This is a genomic window from Marinomonas vaga (assembly GCF_055388305.1).
The window spans coordinates 3377279-3394237 of the sequence record NZ_AP043903.1 but is presented as its reverse complement, the minus strand read 5'-3'; the positions used below and the strand labels follow the sequence as shown (position 1 = coordinate 3394237).

The 16959-nt window shown below is 46.9% G+C and carries 15 protein-coding genes; 3 read left to right on the top strand and 12 right to left on the bottom strand.

Going from position 1 to position 16959, the window contains the following annotated elements; genetic code table 11:
- Positions 1 to 338: 338 nt before the first annotated feature.
- The 7 genes from ACZ5DR_RS16030 to ACZ5DR_RS16000 form a co-directional block, all read right to left on the bottom strand.
- Positions 339 to 1739, bottom strand: a complete 1401-nt coding sequence (locus ACZ5DR_RS16030; RefSeq protein WP_377367614.1) for an HD-GYP domain-containing protein — start codon at positions 1737 to 1739, stop codon at positions 339 to 341.
- 284 nt (positions 1740 to 2023) lie between these two features.
- The gene (locus ACZ5DR_RS16025; RefSeq protein ID WP_377367616.1) at positions 2024 to 2824 is read right to left on the bottom strand and encodes a M48 family metallopeptidase; all 801 of its coding nucleotides are present in this window, start codon (positions 2822 to 2824) and stop codon (positions 2024 to 2026) included.
- A gap of 19 nt (positions 2825 to 2843) precedes the next feature.
- Entirely contained in the window at positions 2844 to 3203 is a 360-nt protein-coding gene (locus ACZ5DR_RS16020) for a DUF2750 domain-containing protein (RefSeq protein WP_377367617.1), read from the bottom strand.
- A gap of 145 nt (positions 3204 to 3348) precedes the next feature.
- On the bottom strand, positions 3349 to 4416 hold the full coding sequence (locus ACZ5DR_RS16015) for a BMP family ABC transporter substrate-binding protein (protein ID WP_377367619.1): 1068 nt from the start codon (positions 4414 to 4416) through the stop codon (positions 3349 to 3351).
- Positions 4417 to 4476: 60 nt separating this feature from the next.
- On the bottom strand, positions 4477 to 5409 hold the full coding sequence (locus ACZ5DR_RS16010) for an ABC transporter permease (RefSeq protein ID WP_377367621.1): 933 nt from the start codon (positions 5407 to 5409) through the stop codon (positions 4477 to 4479).
- 9 nt (positions 5410 to 5418) lie between these two features.
- Entirely contained in the window at positions 5419 to 6486 is a 1068-nt protein-coding gene (locus ACZ5DR_RS16005) for an ABC transporter permease (RefSeq protein ID WP_377367622.1), read from the bottom strand.
- Positions 6483 to 7946 carry an ABC transporter ATP-binding protein gene (locus ACZ5DR_RS16000; protein ID WP_377367624.1) on the bottom strand — a complete coding sequence of 488 codons (1464 nt, stop codon included), beginning with the start codon at positions 7944 to 7946 and terminating at the stop codon, positions 6483 to 6485. Before ACZ5DR_RS16000 ends, ACZ5DR_RS16005 begins: the two co-directional genes overlap by 4 nt.
- 625 nt (positions 7947 to 8571) lie before the next feature.
- Between ACZ5DR_RS16000 and ACZ5DR_RS15995 the strand changes: the two genes are divergently transcribed.
- Both ACZ5DR_RS15995 and rlmM read left to right on the top strand, forming a co-directional pair.
- Entirely contained in the window at positions 8572 to 9264 is a 693-nt protein-coding gene (locus tag ACZ5DR_RS15995; RefSeq protein ID WP_377367626.1) for a pseudouridine synthase, read from the top strand.
- A 1-nt stretch (position 9265) separates the two neighbouring features.
- Positions 9266 to 10318: a 23S rRNA (cytidine(2498)-2'-O)-methyltransferase RlmM gene (rlmM, locus tag ACZ5DR_RS15990; protein ID WP_377367628.1), complete on the top strand. Its 1053-nt coding sequence runs from the start codon at positions 9266 to 9268 to the stop codon at positions 10316 to 10318.
- Between the two features lie 56 nt (positions 10319 to 10374).
- On the opposite strand, the gene ACZ5DR_RS15985 is transcribed toward rlmM, so the two are convergent.
- Together ACZ5DR_RS15985 and ACZ5DR_RS15980 are read right to left on the bottom strand one after the other, a co-directional pair.
- Positions 10375 to 12066 carry a L,D-transpeptidase family protein gene (locus ACZ5DR_RS15985; protein ID WP_377367630.1) on the bottom strand — a complete coding sequence of 564 codons (1692 nt, stop codon included), beginning with the start codon at positions 12064 to 12066 and terminating at the stop codon, positions 10375 to 10377.
- On the bottom strand, positions 12066 to 12338 hold the full coding sequence (locus ACZ5DR_RS15980) for a YkgJ family cysteine cluster protein (RefSeq protein WP_377367632.1): 273 nt from the start codon (positions 12336 to 12338) through the stop codon (positions 12066 to 12068). Before ACZ5DR_RS15980 ends, ACZ5DR_RS15985 begins: the two co-directional genes overlap by 1 nt.
- Before the next feature lie 103 nt (positions 12339 to 12441).
- Between ACZ5DR_RS15980 and ACZ5DR_RS15975 the strand changes: the two genes are divergently transcribed.
- The gene (locus tag ACZ5DR_RS15975) at positions 12442 to 13665 is read left to right on the top strand and encodes a GGDEF domain-containing response regulator (protein ID WP_377367634.1); all 1224 of its coding nucleotides are present in this window, start codon (positions 12442 to 12444) and stop codon (positions 13663 to 13665) included.
- A gap of 51 nt (positions 13666 to 13716) precedes the next feature.
- On the opposite strand, the gene gatB is transcribed toward ACZ5DR_RS15975, so the two are convergent.
- From gatB to gatC, 3 genes are read right to left on the bottom strand one after another with little or no spacing between them, the layout of a single operon-like run.
- A complete protein-coding gene (gene gatB / locus ACZ5DR_RS15970; RefSeq protein ID WP_377367636.1) occupies positions 13717 to 15162 on the bottom strand; it encodes an Asp-tRNA(Asn)/Glu-tRNA(Gln) amidotransferase subunit GatB in 1446 nt (481 codons plus the stop codon).
- A 2-nt stretch (positions 15163 to 15164) separates the two neighbouring features.
- Positions 15165 to 16625: an Asp-tRNA(Asn)/Glu-tRNA(Gln) amidotransferase subunit GatA gene (gene gatA / locus ACZ5DR_RS15965; protein WP_377367638.1), complete on the bottom strand. Its 1461-nt coding sequence runs from the start codon at positions 16623 to 16625 to the stop codon at positions 15165 to 15167.
- Between the two features lie 11 nt (positions 16626 to 16636).
- Positions 16637 to 16924, bottom strand: coding sequence for an Asp-tRNA(Asn)/Glu-tRNA(Gln) amidotransferase subunit GatC (gatC, locus tag ACZ5DR_RS15960; protein WP_377367640.1), 288 nt, complete (start codon positions 16922 to 16924; stop codon positions 16637 to 16639).
- Positions 16925 to 16959 lie beyond the last annotated feature (35 nt).

The window sequence follows — 16959 nt, the reverse complement described above, 5'->3', positions numbered from 1 at the left end:
GTTTGTCGCAAATAGAATGGCTTTGACGCATATAAGAAAACACGTTTTTAAAAGAACACATATTATAAATTCAGACATCGAGTTCTGGGCTGTGGCCCAATGTGCTTATCGAAGTCTTCTATGGAATGGTGATTATCTTAATGATTGATTCATTTAAGGGGCTGGCTTTCTAAAATGGGGGACTGTCAGCAACTTTAGGGAATGAACAATGGCTTCGGCTAGTTTTTCCCATTGAAACGATTCAATGATCACCCTTTGAGGAAAGTATGCGAGGCGTTAGTCTCGCTGCTTTCCTTTTTTATTTTGGTCTTGCTGTTCTTTATTGCAAGGTCTTCCGCTTAGTGTTGTTCTGCGCCATCTTCTGTCACAAACCAGCTTTTAGGGATTTGATCCAGTGCCCGTTCAAGGGCTTCAAAGCAGCGGCGATCAATAGCGCTATCTAAGTTCTCACGCATGATAGACAGCACTTTAGAAACGGGCATAGCCGCTCTGTAAGGGCGCTCTGCGGAGATGGCGTCGAAGATATCAGCTGTAGTGATAATGCGGGTGATCAGAGGGATCTCGTCTGACTGAAGCCCCTTCGGGTAGCCTGTTCCATCGAGCTTTTCGTGGTGGGCAGCGGAGACCGCGGCTAGGGGTTTTAGTGGGGTAATTTCGTTTAAAATCACCTCAGTGAAATGGGCATGCTTTTGTACGGCCAGCCACTCATCTTCATCTAGTTTACCGGGCTTATCGAGTATTGAGTTGCTAACACCTAGCTTACCTAGATCATGGAGCAGGGCGGCACGTTTTACCCACTTTCTTTCGTCCGCGTTTAGTTGGAGCTCTTGAGCAATCAGTTCTGCATAAACACCTACTCGTTGACTGTGGCCTGAGGTATAAGGGCTTTTAGCATCGACTATTTTGCCAAAGGCAGACACGATGCAGTCAAAATAGTCATCATCCAGCATAATACTGGCCTGTGCGGGGGCGAGATTCATCACTTTAGTTTTTACGTCTGCAGCAGTGAGACCAGCGATAAATTGTGGGTCTTGCACCAGTTCTTTGAAAAGACCAACCAATTCTGGATCAAACCAGACGCCACTGCGTTCGCTCACCTCGTCTAAGGCTTGCTCAATGGAGCCTTCAAATTGGAACACGTCGGCAACTTGAGACAGTAAAGCAATACGCGAAAACAACGGAATGTCAGTCTTGGTCAGTTGATTGGGGCGACCGGATCCATCCCAATGCTCATCTAAGCTGGCAATGCCAAGGGCGACAGATTCATTAAAGCGCAGTTCTCTGGCCACATCCGCTCCGCGAGTGCAGCGTGTTTGAATGAGTTCTTGGGAGTAATCTTTGCCATTTTTAAGAATGTCTATGGTGGTTGAAATACGCGTGAGCCAGCTTTCCCCTTGGCCTGCGTTTTTAATGACAAAATTCAGCACCGATGACAGGCTAGTACCCACGGTTTTATAGTTGCGTTTAAACTCGCGATCATCAGTGAGATATAGCTGACAAATTCGAGCGGCGTTGCTGCTGCATCCAGCATCTTTTAAGAGCAAGGAATAAAATAAATCGTGAAGAACGTCTGGAGCTAATTGGAGCTTCTTGCCAATGTGCATGCCAATCCAACATGAGCGTATGCAATGCTCTGGGGGTTGCCCTTCCGTCATATCCAAGGCTGTCGTTAATGACAGTATCAACTCAGAGAGCGGGATTTGGGTGTGCAGTTCATCGAGTGGAATGGCTTGAGACACAAGGTGCTCCTTATACTGACATTATCAACTCTAATATACAGGATAAATTAGCGCTAAGTGACCTGTATTGTGTGCGGGTCTTGATCATATCTTTACACACGATGACGCGTAATAAAAAGTTTCAGGATGAGCGTATGAGCGGGTTGCATATCAAGCTGTGACAACCGCTAAAGGCACCATGTTGTTGATGGTGGTAATGAGCGTTATGTCTCTTAATGGGGTGAGGTTTATGAATAGAGCAAAATTTAAAAAGCTCCTAGCAAAGGGATGCTAGGAGCTTTTTATTAATAGCAGTTCGCTGTTTGGTTCTTCGCCTGTAGCGAAGCGTAAATCTTGTTGGGCTCAGCCATTGCGCTTTCTAACGACTGAATGCGGGTATTGTTGGATGGGTGAGTGGACATCCATTCAGGTGTACTGGCACCACCGCCTCCCATTTTACGCCAAAGCTCGGCGCTTTCTTCAGGGTCAAAGCCAGCTTTTGCCATCAGGTCTAGGCCGATCAGGTCTGCCTCGGTTTCATGGGCACGGCTAAATGGCAGTATGATGCCATATTGAGCTCCCACACCAAGACCTTGGAATACGGCGCTTTTGACAGCGGAGTCTTCACCAGAGAGTTCATACCCTAGTGCAAGTGCCTGGCTGGTGGCAAGCTGTGTAGACACGCGCTCATTCCCATGACGTGCTAAGACATGACCAACTTCGTGCCCCATAACAGCCGCCAATTGTGCTTGGTTGGTCGCAACGGTTAGTAGTCCAGTGTAAACACCGATTTTATTACCGGGTAGGGCAAAGGCGTTGATTTGTTCATCGTCAAACAAAACCACTTCCCAAGCTTGTTTTTGATACTTCTCAGGCAGCACTGAGATGATATGGTCCGCAACACATTGGACATTTTGAGTCTGCTTCAGATTGTCTGACTTTGGGATTTCAGACTTCATCTGTTCGAAGGATTGAACGCCCATCTCGTTTAGTTGATCGTCTGGGACAAGAACCAATTGATTGCGTCCAGTCGGTGAAGAGCTACAAGCTGCGATGGCTAATCCTAATAGGGTAATCGTCGTGGAACGAAGTAATCGTGATGCCATGATGGGATCTCCTGAAAAGTTAACGCTGCAAGTCGTTAAGAAGCTCGGCGGCCTGAAGTACTATGCCTTCGCCAGCCATATTAGGGGCGACTCCCACACTAAAGCCATCATTAGTCATCCCTGGTAGCCATTTTTCAGTCAGATCTGCAGCTGAAATTTCCATGGCGCTAAAGCCTTCGTGCTCTTTGCTGGCCCATTCATTGGCCATCTCTGCAGTGGGCCAAATCGGCAATACTTGTTCCTGAGCAACTTCTAGTATCAAGCAACCCTCTGGGTCGGCAAGCACAAAGCAAGCTTGTTCGCGTTTGATATGGTTAACAAATAGCTCAAAACGAACTTGGCTGGTCTGGCGAAAAAATTCAGTGTTTAGGCTCGACATAATACCTTTTACTGCTGATGAGTGAATTTGCTCAAATCATAACATAAGGTTTTTTGTAATGCGGGGATGTTTACGTAATAAAAAAGGGCAAAACCATTAGGTTTCACCCTTTTTCAAAAGAGACAATGGTTAATAGGGTTTACTATTAACGTGGAATCTCGTCAGTGATGCCTTCAACATACCAGTTAACTTGAGCAAGTTCTTGGTCAGTTAAAGTGTGCCCTTCAGGGACAACAACATTACCTTTGTTGTCAGTGATTGGGCCAGTAAATGGATGGAACTCACCTGAATCGATCATGGCATACGTTTCATCAATTTTACTGCGCACATCTGCTGGTAGGTTGTCGTTGATAGACGCTAGAGACAGCATGTCTTCTTGGAAACCACCCCAGAAGTCAGAAGGCTCGTAAGTGCCGTTCATAACAGCTTCCACTACGCTGATGTAGTAAGGAGCCCAGTCATCACGTACAGAGAATACGTGTGCGTTGGGTGCAAAGCTGCTTTGGTCAGACGCTTGGCCAATGGCGCGCATACCACGTTTTTCGGCTGCGATAAGTGGCGCAGGGCTATCAGTGTGTTGTAGTAGTACGTCAACACCTTGGTCCATCAACGCGTTTGCTGCATCGGTTTCTTTACCTGGATCGTACCAAGAGTTCACCCATACGATTTTCATTTTAACATTAGGGTTGACGCTTTTCGCACCCATGTAGGCAGCGTCGATATCACGGATAACTTCAGGGATCGGGAAAGAGCCGATGTAGCCGATGGTATCAGATTTAGTCAGCATACCTGCCGCAACACCAGAGATGTAACGACCCTCGTAGGTACGTAATACATATGTACCAAGGTTCTTGGCACGCTTGTAACCTGTTGCGTGTTCAAAAGTCACTTTCGGGAAACGTTTCGCTACTTTCAAAGTAGGGTTCATGAAACCAAAAGATGTGGTGAAAATTAGGTCGTTGCCGGCTTTTGCAAGTTGAGTGATAACACGCTCAGCATCGGCACCTTCAGGCACGTTTTCAACGTAAGTGGTTTCCACTTTTCCGCCGAAGTGCTCTTCCAGCTCTTTACGGCCACGGTCGTGCTCGTAACTCCAGCCTAAGTCACCTACAGGACCTACATAGACAAATCCAACTTTGAATGGGTCTTCAGCTTGCGCTGCACCGACACCCGCTAATAGGCCAAGGCCTACGAGTAAACTCTTTAGTTTCATTTTTAGCTCCTTTTGTGCCCGAAGGCGATTTACATAGATCAAACTATCTTTTAACACGTTTTATGCCATCTGACGTGGGTCAAATGGTTTACCCAAAGAACGAGGGGCCAACAGCTTCTCTTTAAACTGATCGGCACTGATAATCACCATCACAACAATGGTTGCTACGTAAGGCAGCATTGCCAGTAAGTTTGGAGAAATCGACCAGCCCATGCCTTGAAGTACCAAATGCATAATGCTGGCCAAACCGAATAGGTAAGCGCCCAATACAATATTGCCAACGCGCCAAGAGGCGAATACCACTAGGGCTAAGGCGATCCAGCCGCGGCCAGCGGTCATGTTTTCTACCCACATAGGTGTATACACTAGAGACATGTAAGCGCCCCCAAGACCGGCCATAGCACCGCCAAACATGACAGCTAAATAGCGTACTCGCAAAACCTTAATGCCGATAGCATTGGCGGCATTTGGATTTTCTCCCACCGCTTTAATGGTTAAGCCTAGTCGCGTCTTGTTTGCCACATAACTCACCACAAACGCCATAATAATGGCGAGATACACTAATGGATCATGGCTGAATAATACTTTGCCAATAACAGGGATGTCAGACAAGCCAGGGATCAGCATTGGTTGGAAACCAGGAATGGTCTGGCCGACAACGCCTGAACCAATAAAGGCACTCAATCCTGTACCAAAGATAGTCAATGCTAAACCTGTTGCTACTTGGTTTGCCCCTAAGTGCAATACTAGGAAGCCAAAGATGAGGCTCATGAGGGCTCCCATCATCATTGCGCCAAGAATCCCGAAGCCAGCGTTGCCGGTGCCATAGGCGGCCATAAAACCAACCACGGCACCCATTAGCATCATACCTTCTTGACCAAGGTTGAGGACGCCAGTTTTTTCACAAATCACTTCACCAAGGGCAACAAATAAAAGCGGCGTACCGGTTTTGATCGCAGCAAAGAGAACCTGAGTAATTAAATCAATATCCATGCTTATCTCCTATGCGACGCTATCGCGAGTAGATACAAGGCGGTAACGGATGAAGAAGTCACACGCCAATAAGAAAAACAGCAATACACCTTGGAACATACCTACCACAGCGATTGGGATGCCCATTTCAATCTGAGCCAAATCACCGCCCATGTATAAAATGGCCAAGAAAATAGACGCTACAATGGCCCCTGCTGGGTGAAGTCGACCCAGATAAGCCACAATGATGGCCGCATAACCGTAGCCAGGAGACACGACAGGCGTTAGTTGGCCGATCGGGCCGGCTACTTCCGCTACGCCTGCAAGGCCCGCTAGCCCGCCTGCAAATAACATCACAAACCAGCTAATCGCTTTCGTACTAAAGCCTGCATAAATCGCCGCAGGGGCATCAGAACCATAAACACGGATCTTGAAGCCAAGATGTGTCTTGGCAAGGATGAACCATGCAACGAACGCCGCAATAATGGCAAACACCACCCCAAGGTGAACACGCCCTTGATCAGTTAATACAGGCAGCAAGGTGGCATCAGAGAACAGAGCGGATTCAGGGAATCCAAAGCCGTCAGGGTCTCGTAATGGTCCATGCACCGCCCAAATCAATAGATACAAAGCGATGTAATTCAACATGATGGTGGTGAGGATCAAATTAGAGTTGAAATTGATCTTCAAAAAAGTTGGAATCGCCGCCCAAACCATACCTGAAGCGATACCCGCAATAAGCGTTAATGGCATTGCCATAGCTGAGTCTGAATCAACGAATAGCAGTGCAACGGCACTGCCGCCCAGGGCACCAGCCAACAATTGACCTTCGGCACCTATGTTCCACATGTTTGCCCGATAGCAAAGGGACAAGCCCACAGCACACAGCAGTAGAGGTCCCATTTTTACAAACATTTCACTGATGTTATAAGCATCTGAAAGAGGCATGATCAACAACACGTGGAGCGCTTGCAGTGGATCCTTATCTAAGGCGGTAAATAAGATAGAGCCGAATATTAACGTCAGCACGATGGCTAGAATCGGAGACGCAAATGTCATTAAGGTGCTTTGCTCGGTACGAGCCTGAACGCGGATCATGCGTTAGCCTCCTGAGAAGTCTGTTTAGTATCGATGAAGGTGCCAGCCATCCATTGACCGATCTGGTCAATGTTAGTGTCTTCTGTGCGGACAACCGGAGAGAGGTGACCATTACACACGGCGGCCATTCGGTCGGCGAGTAAGAAGAGTTCGTCGATGTCTTCAGAAATCAGCAAAATGGAGGCCCCTTGATCCCTAAGTTCTAACAGCGCTTGGTGGATAGCCAAGGCAGCACCAACGTCCACGCCCCAAGTAGGGTGGGCACAAATCAGCACTTTAGGGTTTTGGCCAATTTCTCGACCCATGATAAATTTTTGTAAATTACCGCCACTTAAGCTTTTCGCGTCAGAGAACTCTCCATGACATTTAACACTGTATTGACCGATAAGCTTCTTAGCGTAGGTTTTCACGGCACCCCAGTTCACCAGACCAGATGAAACAAAGCCTGCGCTATGGGTAAGCAGAGTGTTTTCGCTCAAACTCATATCGGGTACAGCACCGCGTCCGAGGCGTTCTTCTGGAACATAAGCCAAGCCGCGCTTGCGGCGTGCACCAGCGCTTAATTTGCCAATGTCTTGATGATCAATAAACAGCACATCAGCTTGAGGGCGATTGTCTTCACCACTGATGATTGACATCAACTCTTCTTGGCCATTACCTGCGACCCCTGCGATGCCTAAGATTTCACCTTTAATAAGGTCAAAGCTGACATTTTTGAGTGAGGTACCAAAGGGGTGTTTGGCGCTAAGGTTAAGCTGCTTGGCAGAGAATGCCACTTCACTTCCGTAGGCTTTAGCATAGCCAGCATCTTGTTCAGCAAGATCTCCCACCATCATTTTAGCAATCGTGGCAGGGGTTTCTTCGGCGGGGGAGCACGCCCCTACAAGCTTGCCTCCTCGAAGAATGGTTGCTGTATGGCAAAGCTCCGTTACTTCGTGGAGTTTATGAGAAATAAACATGATGCTACAGCCTTCAGCTGATAGCTGGCGCAAGATGTCAAATAAGCCCGCCACTTCCTGTGGCGTCAGTACTGACGTGGGTTCGTCTAGAATCAGTAGTTTTACTGACTGCACAAGGCAACGCATGATCTCAACACGCTGGCGTTCACCGATGGATAGGGAGTGAACGTAGCGATCAGGGTCAACATTGAGACCATAAGATTGGGAAAGCTCGCGGATTCTACCTGCTAAATCACCAATGGCTTCAAGTTGTGGTTTGCTTAAACAGAGCTCGATGTTTTGTGCGACTGTTAAGGTTTCAAACAGGGAAAAGTGTTGAAACACCATGCCGATACCTAAATCCCGTGCTTTTGACGGGTTTTTAATATCAACTTCGTAGCCATCCCAAATGATCTGGCCTGCGTCAGGGGATACGACTCCGTATATGGTTTTAACTAGGGTGCTTTTACCTGCACCATTCTCTCCTAGTAGAGCATGTATTTCGCCGGGCATGAGGGTCATGCAAATTTGATCATTTGCAAGACATCCGGGGTACTGTTTAGTGATATTCAGTAACTCCAACCTAGGGTGAGAGTTCTGTTTTTTCAATGTTTCCGACACCGTTAATTCTCTAAATTGAGTGGGTTTAAATGCGAATATATACTCAAAAAAACCGACCAACATTTGTTGGATCTTTTCGCTAATGCGTCTAAGGCAGTTCGCTTTCAAGATGCAGCATCACAGTGTGTCACGCTTAATCTGATAGCCGCTTCTTATGCCTTATTATTTTGGCTTAACGTTCGCGCTTGTGTTTAAACATTCCATGTTATTTACAATAATCGTGCCATATGTGGCATGAGAGCGCGTATTTGGCTAATGGGCGCGAAGAATACGAAATTTCGCATTGTTTGTCTGCACGGTCAGCTTTTTAAACCAAAAAATATTAAGAGTTTTTTAGCATAAGTGGGAAAGTTGGGGGTATTTTGCCCGAGTTTGGTGCTAAAGTTTGACCGATCGGTTCAATTTTGGGCGTATTGGGTCCATTTAGTTGAATGCAATGAGATATTAGCGCAGCGGGATAAGTCCCTTTATAATGGAGGCCAAAATGGGCACAAAACAGTGGCCCTAGTTCATTCTTGATGTGACCATGAATCCCATAAAACTAATTTTCCAACATCCAGACTTTTGGATAGTGGTCAAACCCAGTGGCGAGAGCTTTCATTCGGAAGACGGAGAAGGATTCTTTGCGCGCTTGAGTGCCCAGTTTCCCGAGCAAGTTTTCTATCCACTCCATCGCCTCGATAAGCTGACGTCCGGTATTTTGGTGTTTGCGACCAATAAGCAGGCGGCGGCTGAGTTTGGGGTGTTGTTTGAGCAGCATAAATTTGAGAAGCGCTATCTTGCTGTCTCTGCAGCAAAACCTAATAAAAAACAGGGGACAGTGGCTGGAGGGATGATACCTAGCCGACGTGGCCAATGGCGTTTAACAAAACAACTCGATAATTTTGCAGCCACCCAGTTCTTTAGTTTTGCCGAGTCTGGGAAGCGTTATTTTTGGTTACGTCCGTTAACCGGTAAAACCCATCAAATTCGTGTCGCCCTAAAAAGTATTGGGTCTCCCATTCTAGGGGATGAGCGATACGGAGGGGTTGCCGCGGATCGTGGTTATTTGCATGCGGTGAAAATTGCTTTCGAATGGCGCGGAGAAGCTTTTGAGTTTGTCTCATGGCCGGACACTGGAGAGTTTTTTACTGAGTCATCTAAAACCCAGTACCAAGATTTATTTTTAATGGGCCAAGAGATTTGGCCAAAATTCACGATTCCAAAAAAGTCTATTTAATATGAAAAATGTGCTCATCTATTGTCGAGCTGGATTTGAACGCGATGCTTTGGCAGAGATCACGGATAAAGCAGCAGAGCTGGGGTTTTATGGCTATGGAAAACCTTCTGATCAGCAGGGTTTTGTTGTTTACCACACTAATGATGAGGACGGTGGTGAGAAACTGATTCAGTCCTTGTCATTTAATCATCTTATCTTTGCACGTCAGATTATTGCAGTAAATGATGTGATTGATTTCGAAAAGGGTGGTCGAGTGCAGGCTTTGTTGGAGGCGGCTCGGTCGTTGCCTTTGGCAGAAGATATTTGGTTAGAGACTGCAGACACTAATGAAGCCAAAGCACTGGCAGGTCTGATTAAAAAGATTGAGAAGCCCCTTAGGGAAGGCTGGAAAAAATCTGGCTTAATCCGTAAAAAGGCGGTAGGTGTGCGTCACCATGTGTTTTTTATGGAGGGTGACCAGGCTTATTTAGGTGTGAGTTATGCCTCTTGCCGCTCTGAATTTCCTCTTGGAATTCGTCGCTTGCGCTTTCCTGCGAAAGGACCCAGTCGCTCAACTCTAAAATTAGAAGAAGCTCTGTTGCAATTTGTGCCTCAGAAAACCCGAGAAAGAGACTTGCATGAAGGGATGCATGCGGTGGATCTTGGTGCGGCACCGGGTGGTTGGACCTACCAGTTTGTTGTTCGAGGTATTCATACTTACGCAGTGGATAATGGCCCCATGCAGAAGGAGCTTATGAATACTGGGTTGGTGTCTCACATGACGGAAGATGGTTTTAAGTTTAAGCCCCCTGTCAAAGTGGATTGGTTGGTCTGTGATATGGTGGAGCGTCCCATCTTGGTGGCAGAGTTGATGGCAAAATGGCTCAGTGAAGGCTGGACCCAGCGAGCAATTTTCAATTTGAAACTACCAATGAAGAAACGCTACCAAGAAGTAGATCAGTGTCTGCAGTTGATTGCTGGGCAGTTGTCGCAAAAGGGTTTGCGCTACGATATGCAGTATAAGCACCTGTATCATGACCGGGAAGAAGTGACTGTTTGTATTATGATTCGCTAAAGTTTATTCAATAAAAAGGGGCGCTAAATGCGCCCCTTTTTTGTTTAAGAATTAAGTTAAAGGCTCTCAGAAGGATGGAATGGCATATAGCCCATGGCTTCTTCCATTAATGGGTCTCGGTCATATACATCGTAACGGAACTCCGGCATGCCGTTAGCATTTGGTACGACTGTGAAGTAGACCAAGTAAACAGGAATTTCGCTTTCCAGAGAAATAACAGTGGTCTCTTTGGTTTGACGGGCTTTATTGAGTGAATCCACTTGTTTTTTGCTGTTGCCTGCCAATAAGTTGGCGAAATGAGCAGGTTTCTCTAGGCGGATGCAGCCGGAGCTGAATGCGCGGTCTGTTTCTCTGAACAAGTGTTTCGCTGGGGTGTCGTGCAAGTAAATATCAAACTTGTTCGGGAACATGAACTTGTAAGCACCGAGAGCGTTGCCATCATCTGGGGCTTGTTCAAAGCGATATTTAAGTTTCATTGGGTCAATGGATTGCCAATCGATAGTGGTCGGGTCCAGCTCTTTTGCACCAATGCTCCAGCTAGAGAACACTCGGAAACCGTGCTTGCCTAGATAGTTCGGGTCACGTTGTAGCTTCGGTAATAGGTTTTCTTGAGCGATTCTGTGGGGGACACGCCAAGTAGGATTGGCCACCATGTAAGACATTTTGCCGTAAAACACATTGGTCTTGCGTTCTGGCTTACCAATGACGACCTTCATGCTTTCGCTTTGGCCGTTGAGATAAATATGCGCGGTGTAATCCGTTAAATCGACCCAGATACGGTCGTCTTCCATTTGCGATGGAAGCCAGCGCCAGCGTTCTAAATTGTAGGAGATTTGTTTGGCGCGTTCACTTAAAGGCACATTAAGCATCTGAATGGTCTGCGACCCTGCTGCACCATCGGCCGTAAGGTGATGACGTTTTTGGAACTGCATCAAAGCGGATCTTAAATCCGAATCAAAGTAATCTTCATTTACCTTGCGGGTTGAAAAGCGAATGTCTCCAAGTTGCACAAGGCGGGCGCGTAATTGGGCAACCCTAGGGCCTTCGTCACTCATGGTGAGTGGCACGCCTGCCTCCACGCGAATATCACCTTCTTTCTGTGCAAGCTCTTGGTAGTAAACTAACCAGCGTTGCAGTACTTGGTATTCAGGCTGGCGGGGAGCGAGCATGGGTAGGTAGTTCACCATGTCACTTGGATTGTCCAAGAATAGGAGGTTCTTCCAGTCTTTATTGGGAGCATCCAATTGCCAGTTAGGGTCGATCAGCTGTGGCTCGTAACGACCGTTAGACAAATCATGAGCGAAGCTGGACATGGCGACCGTTGCGATGACATCTAATTCGGCTAACTGTTGCGCAGAGGGGGTTGGTAGGTCTAAGTATTCTTTAATGGTGTCAATGTGGTAATGAACGGCATTAAGACCATGGCTTTGGGCTGTTTCTAGGGTGTCTACTAGTTTGTAAATAGACATGTCTAGGCTTGTGCCTTTGATCCAAATAGGTTCGAAATCTCGAAAATCGTAGGCTTCTAGTACGCTGCGGTTAGGTAATGCTTGCCCAGCAATGGGGGTAAAGGCTTCAAGCATAAGTGAGACTTGCTGACGGACGCTGCTCTCAATCTGTGATTCAGAGGGAGGCGTCATAACAAATGAAGGGGCTTCGCCGCCTGATCTGGAGCCGCTCGAAGAACAGCCTGCAAGTACGGCGCTCATTAAAATGGCGGCGCCAAGTTCCTTAGCTCTTATAGTCATCAAAGCTCCTTAGAAAGCATTGGGGTCGTGGTGTCTTCCATGTCACTAATAATCATTAGTGCTTGTTCTCTATTTTCGCCACAAACATAAGCTTCTGCAGCGAATTTCGCACAGACTTCTGGGCGTTCTGGTTGTCCAAAAATCTTGCAGCGATACTCGTCATCCAGTTGAATGCAAGGGGTGCCTGCAGGTTTGCCATGGGGCATACCTGGAATAGGACTTGTGATAGAGGGTGCGATGCAGCAAGCGCCGCATTGAGGTCTACAGTTCATGGCTCACTATTACAAATTGACACGCTTCTGTTACACACATATTAGCGAGCAAATATACAATATTTGCTAGGCTTAATTCAGAATCGTCATTAGAGACTTCAGAATGTATAACATATTAGTAGTTGAGGATAGCGGAGTCGTTAGAAAAGTTCTCGGCAAGCTACTAGGCGGGATGCCTGATTTTAAGTATGTCATGTGCTGTGACTACGCAGAAGCCAAGGCGCATCTTGAAACAGACGAGCAGTTTTTTGCAGCGATCGTTGATTTAAATTTACCTGATGCTCCCTCAGGTGAAGCTGTTGAGCTGACTTTGCAGCATAAGGTGCCGACGGTTGTCTTGACGGGGAATTTTGATGAATCCTTACGGACTAATTTGTTGGATAAGGGTGTCATCGACTACATCACGAAAGACTCTAGGTTGGCATACAATCAAGTGGTTAATTTGTTAGACCGCTTACGCAAAAACCTTGCGATTAAGGTGTTGGTGGTTGAAGACAGTGTGACCAGCTCAGCGTATATCTGCTCATTGCTTCGCAAGCTTCAGTTTCAAGTTTTAACGGCTGTTGATGGGGTTGAGGCGATTGAAGTGATGGAGGCTGAATCCGACATTAAGCTAATGATAGCTGATCACAAGATGCCTCGTATGGACGGCTGTGAACTGGTTAAGAATCTTCGCTTGGATCGCCGGTTTCAAGAAACGGTTTTAATTGGATTGTCTTCAAGTGGCGACGGTATACTCTCTGCCAAATTCATTAAAAGCGGGGCAAACGATTTTCTTAAGAAGCCCTTTTATCATGAAGAATTTATTTGCCGTATTTTCCAAAATCTGGAATCTCAAGAGATGTTGGAGCAGATTCGTCAAGCTGCCAATATGGATGCATTAACTAATATCTATAACCGACGTTATTTGTTCGATCGTGGTGAAGAGATGTTTTTTGAATCTCAGGAAACGACCGTGGCTATGATGGACATTGATAATTTCAAAAATGTAAACGATACCCTCGGTCATAAGGCGGGCGATCAGTTATTGCAGCAATTTGCTTCCATTTTAACCAAGCATTTTGGTAATGATTTAGTGGGGCGTTACGGTGGTGAAGAGTTTGCGATCATTTCTAACCGAGACCAAACGACTTTTTGTGTGGACATGGCGCGCTTTATGACTGAAGTGCGAAACCGAGTGTTCACAGAGTTTGATCTGAATGTTACTTGTAGTGTGGGGGTCTGCACAACGCATAAACCCAGTCTCAGCGAGATGTTGGATACGGCTGACAGTCACCTATACCGAGCCAAGCATTCTGGCAAAGATTGCATAGAACTTTGCGCATAAAAAAACCGAGCTCATGGCTCGGTTTTTTGTCACTGATACAGTGGTCTGCAACTAGCCTTTTAATAGCTTGTTAAGGATTGGCGTTACCATGCCTGGGTTCGCTTTACCTTGGGAAGCTTTCATCACTTGTCCCATAAAGAAACCAATCATTTTCTTTTGTTTGTCTTCATCGGAAGCTCGGAACTGTTCTACTTGGGCTGGGTTGGCATCCAACACCCCTTGGATCATGCTTTCGATGGCGCCTGTGTCGGTTACTTGCTTAAGACCTTTCGCCTCGATGATGTCATCCGCGGAGCCTTCGCCTTCCCACATGGACTGGAGAACACTCTTGGCTGTTTTACCGTTGATTGTGTTGTCTTCAATACGGACCAAAAGGCCGCCGAGATGTTCTGCAGAGACAGGAGACTCGGTGATTTCTTTGCCTTCTGTGTTCAGGTACTTACTCAGTTCACCCATTACCCAGTTTGCTGCCAGTTTAGGGTTGCCTGCTACTTTGGCCACTTCTTCAAAATAATCTGCCATGGCGCGAGTGGCTGAAAGTACACCAGCGTCGTATTCGCTTAGCTTGTATTCAGACATAAAGCGTTCGGCTTTTTGAGTAGGCAGCTCAGGCAGGTTGGCTGCGATCTCGTCTACGTAGGCTTGTGTTAACTCGATTGGTAGTAAGTCAGGACAAGGGAAGTAGCGGTAGTCGTTGGCGTCTTCTTTTGAACGCATGCTGCGGGTTTCGTCTTTATCTGGATCATACAGGCGCGTTTCCTGGGTGATCTTGCCGCCATCTTCTAGGATGTCTGCTTGACGCTCAATCTCAGTGTAAATGGCGCGTTCAATAAAGCGGAAAGAGTTTACGTTCTTGATTTCTGTACGTGTGCCAAAGGCTTCTTGACCTTTAGGGCGCAAGGAGATGTTGATGTCACAACGCATAGAGCCTTCTGCCATGTTGCCATCACAGATGCCTAGGTAAGTCACGATTGAGTGAATCATTTTGACATAGGCAACAGCTTCTTTGGCTGAGCGCATGTCTGGCTCAGAGACAATCTCAAGCAAAGGTGTGCTGGAGCGGTTTAGGTCGATGCCTGTCATGCCTTGGAAATCTTCATGGAGAGATTTACCAGCATCTTCTTCAAGGTGGGCACGGGTAATACCAACCTGTTTCACTGTGCCATCATCCAGAGTAATGTCTAGGTGGCCTTTGCCCACAATAGGGTGGTCCATCTGGCTGGTTTGGTAGCCTTTTGGTAGGTCGGGGTAAAAGTAGTTTTTGCGTGCAAACACAGAGGTCATGCCGATCTCTGCATTCACAGCTTGGCCAAACATAACCGCCATGCGAAGGGCTTCTTTGTTAAAAACAGGCAAAGCCCCTGGCATGCCTAAATCCACAAGGGTGGTGTTGGTGTTTGGTTCTGCACCAAAGCTAGTGGCAGCGCCAGAGAAAAGCTTTGATTGTGTGGACAGCTGGGCGTGGATTTCTAACCCGATTACAACTTCCCAATTCATGATTATGCTCCTTCTACCAAGCTAGGTGTTTTAGTGTGCCAATCGGTTGCTTGTTGGAACTTGTGCGCAACATTAAGCAGCTTGGCTTCAGCGAAGTAGTTGCCCATGATTTGTAGGCCTACTGGCATGCCATCTGCAAATCCTGCAGGAATTGACATGGCTGGGATGCCAGCAAGGTTGACTGAAAGCGTGTAAATGTCTTCTAGGTACATGGCGATTGGGTCATCTGTTTTAGCGCCAATGCCGAAGGCAGTGGTTGGTGCAACAGGGCCCATGATCACGTCGACTTCTTCGAAGGCTTTAACGAAGTCTTCTTTAATAAGGCGACGGATTCGCTGTGCTTTTAAGTAGTAGGCGTCATAGTAGCCCTCAGATAGGGCGTATGTGCCAACCATGATACGTTTTTGAACTTCTTTGCCAAAACCTTCGCCACGGGAACGTTTGTACATGTCCATCAAGTCTTTTGGCTCTTCACAGCGGTAGCCGTAGCGAACGCCATCAAAGCGAGACAGGTTGGAGGAGGCTTCAGACGGAGCAATCACGTAATAAGACGGAATGCTTAGGTTTAAGTTAGGTAAAGAAATTTCTTTTACTTGAGCGCCGAGCTTTTCAAACTCTTTGACGGCGTCTTGAATGGCTGTGGCAACGTCATTGTTGAGGCCGTCACCAAAGTATTCTTTCGGCAAGCCGATCGTAAGGCCCGCTAGTGGCGCATCTAGGTTTGCAGTGTAGTCTTCAGTCGCGACTTCGGAACATGTGGAGTCGTTGGCATCAAATCCAGCAATGGATTGTAGAATGTGCGCGCAATCCTTAGCGGAACGTGCCATTGGACCGGCTTGGTCAAGACTGGACGCGTAGGCAATCATGCCAAAGCGGGACACTCGACCATAAGTAGGTTTAAGTCCTGAAATACCACAAAATGAAGCGGGTTGACGGATTGATCCACCCGTATCTGTGCCTGTTGCTGCCACGGCTAAGCCTGCGGCCACCGCTGCAGCGGAACCACCAGATGAACCGCCTGGTACCTTGTCTAGATTCCAAGGGTTTTTAACCGCACCAAAATGGCTGTTTTCGTTGGAAGAACCCATGGCGAATTCATCCATGTTGGTTTTGCCTAGAGTAACTGCTCCTGACGCTAACATGCGAGCCGTAACAGTGGACTCATAAGGAGGCACAAAGTTGTACAGCATTTTAGAGGCGCATGTGGTTAGAATGCCATCGGTACAAAATAGGTCTTTGTGTGCGATGGGAATGCCAGCAAGAGCACTTGTGGAGCCTGCGGCTATGAGTTTGTCAGCGGCTTCTGCTTGAGCTAATGCCACTTCTTCCGTCACTGTGATGTAACTGTTAAGTTGGCCATCTAGCTGTTTAATTCTAGCTAGGTAGTCTTGTGTTAATTCGACACTCGAGATGTCTTTATCTCGTAGTTTTTTAGCAAGGGATGCAATGCTTTGATCAATCATGTGGTGCGCTCTTAATCGATAACTTTAGGAACCAAGAATAGGCCGGCTTCGGTTTGCGGTGCGTTGGCTAAAAAGGCGTCACGACGGTTTTCTTCTGTTACTTGGTCGTCACGTAAGCGCTGCTTGGCTTCCAATGGATGAGATAGGGGCTCGACACCAGATGTATCGACGGTTTGCATTTGCTCAACTAGGTCAAGGATGCTGGTCAATGAATGTTGGTATTGCTCGGCATCGTTGTCATCCAACGACAAACGAGCAAGATGAGCTATTTTTTGCACGTCTTGCTTATCTAGAGACATGAATCACCTAATTTTGTCGGTTTTCGAAAAATGGA

Excerpts from the sequence above, each read along its gene's own strand:
- ACZ5DR_RS16015 (WP_377367619.1), bottom strand. The coding sequence starts at position 4,416 with ATGAAACTAAAGAGTTTACTCGTAGGCCTTGGCCTATTAGCGGGTGTC.
- ACZ5DR_RS15980 (WP_377367632.1), bottom strand. The coding sequence starts at position 12,338 with ATGAACTGTAGACCTCAATGCGGCGCTTGCTGCATCGCACCCTCTATC.
- ACZ5DR_RS16000 (WP_377367624.1), bottom strand. The coding sequence starts at position 7,946 with ATGACCCTCATGCCCGGCGAAATACATGCTCTACTAGGAGAGAATGGT.
- gatB (WP_377367636.1), bottom strand. The coding sequence starts at position 15,162 with ATGAATTGGGAAGTTGTAATCGGGTTAGAAATCCACGCCCAGCTGTCC.
- ACZ5DR_RS16025 (WP_377367616.1), bottom strand. The coding sequence starts at position 2,824 with ATGGCATCACGATTACTTCGTTCCACGACGATTACCCTATTAGGATTA.
- ACZ5DR_RS15975 (WP_377367634.1), top strand. The coding sequence starts at position 12,442 with ATGTATAACATATTAGTAGTTGAGGATAGCGGAGTCGTTAGAAAAGTT.
- ACZ5DR_RS15995 (WP_377367626.1), top strand. The coding sequence starts at position 8,572 with ATGAATCCCATAAAACTAATTTTCCAACATCCAGACTTTTGGATAGTG.
- gatA (WP_377367638.1), bottom strand. The coding sequence starts at position 16,625 with ATGATTGATCAAAGCATTGCATCCCTTGCTAAAAAACTACGAGATAAA.
- rlmM (WP_377367628.1), top strand. The coding sequence starts at position 9,266 with ATGAAAAATGTGCTCATCTATTGTCGAGCTGGATTTGAACGCGATGCT.
- ACZ5DR_RS16010 (WP_377367621.1), bottom strand. The coding sequence starts at position 5,409 with ATGGATATTGATTTAATTACTCAGGTTCTCTTTGCTGCGATCAAAACC.
- ACZ5DR_RS16020 (WP_377367617.1), bottom strand. The coding sequence starts at position 3,203 with ATGTCGAGCCTAAACACTGAATTTTTTCGCCAGACCAGCCAAGTTCGT.
- ACZ5DR_RS16005 (WP_377367622.1), bottom strand. The coding sequence starts at position 6,486 with ATGATCCGCGTTCAGGCTCGTACCGAGCAAAGCACCTTAATGACATTT.
- ACZ5DR_RS15985 (WP_377367630.1), bottom strand. The coding sequence starts at position 12,066 with ATGACTATAAGAGCTAAGGAACTTGGCGCCGCCATTTTAATGAGCGCC.
- gatC (WP_377367640.1), bottom strand. The coding sequence starts at position 16,924 with ATGTCTCTAGATAAGCAAGACGTGCAAAAAATAGCTCATCTTGCTCGT.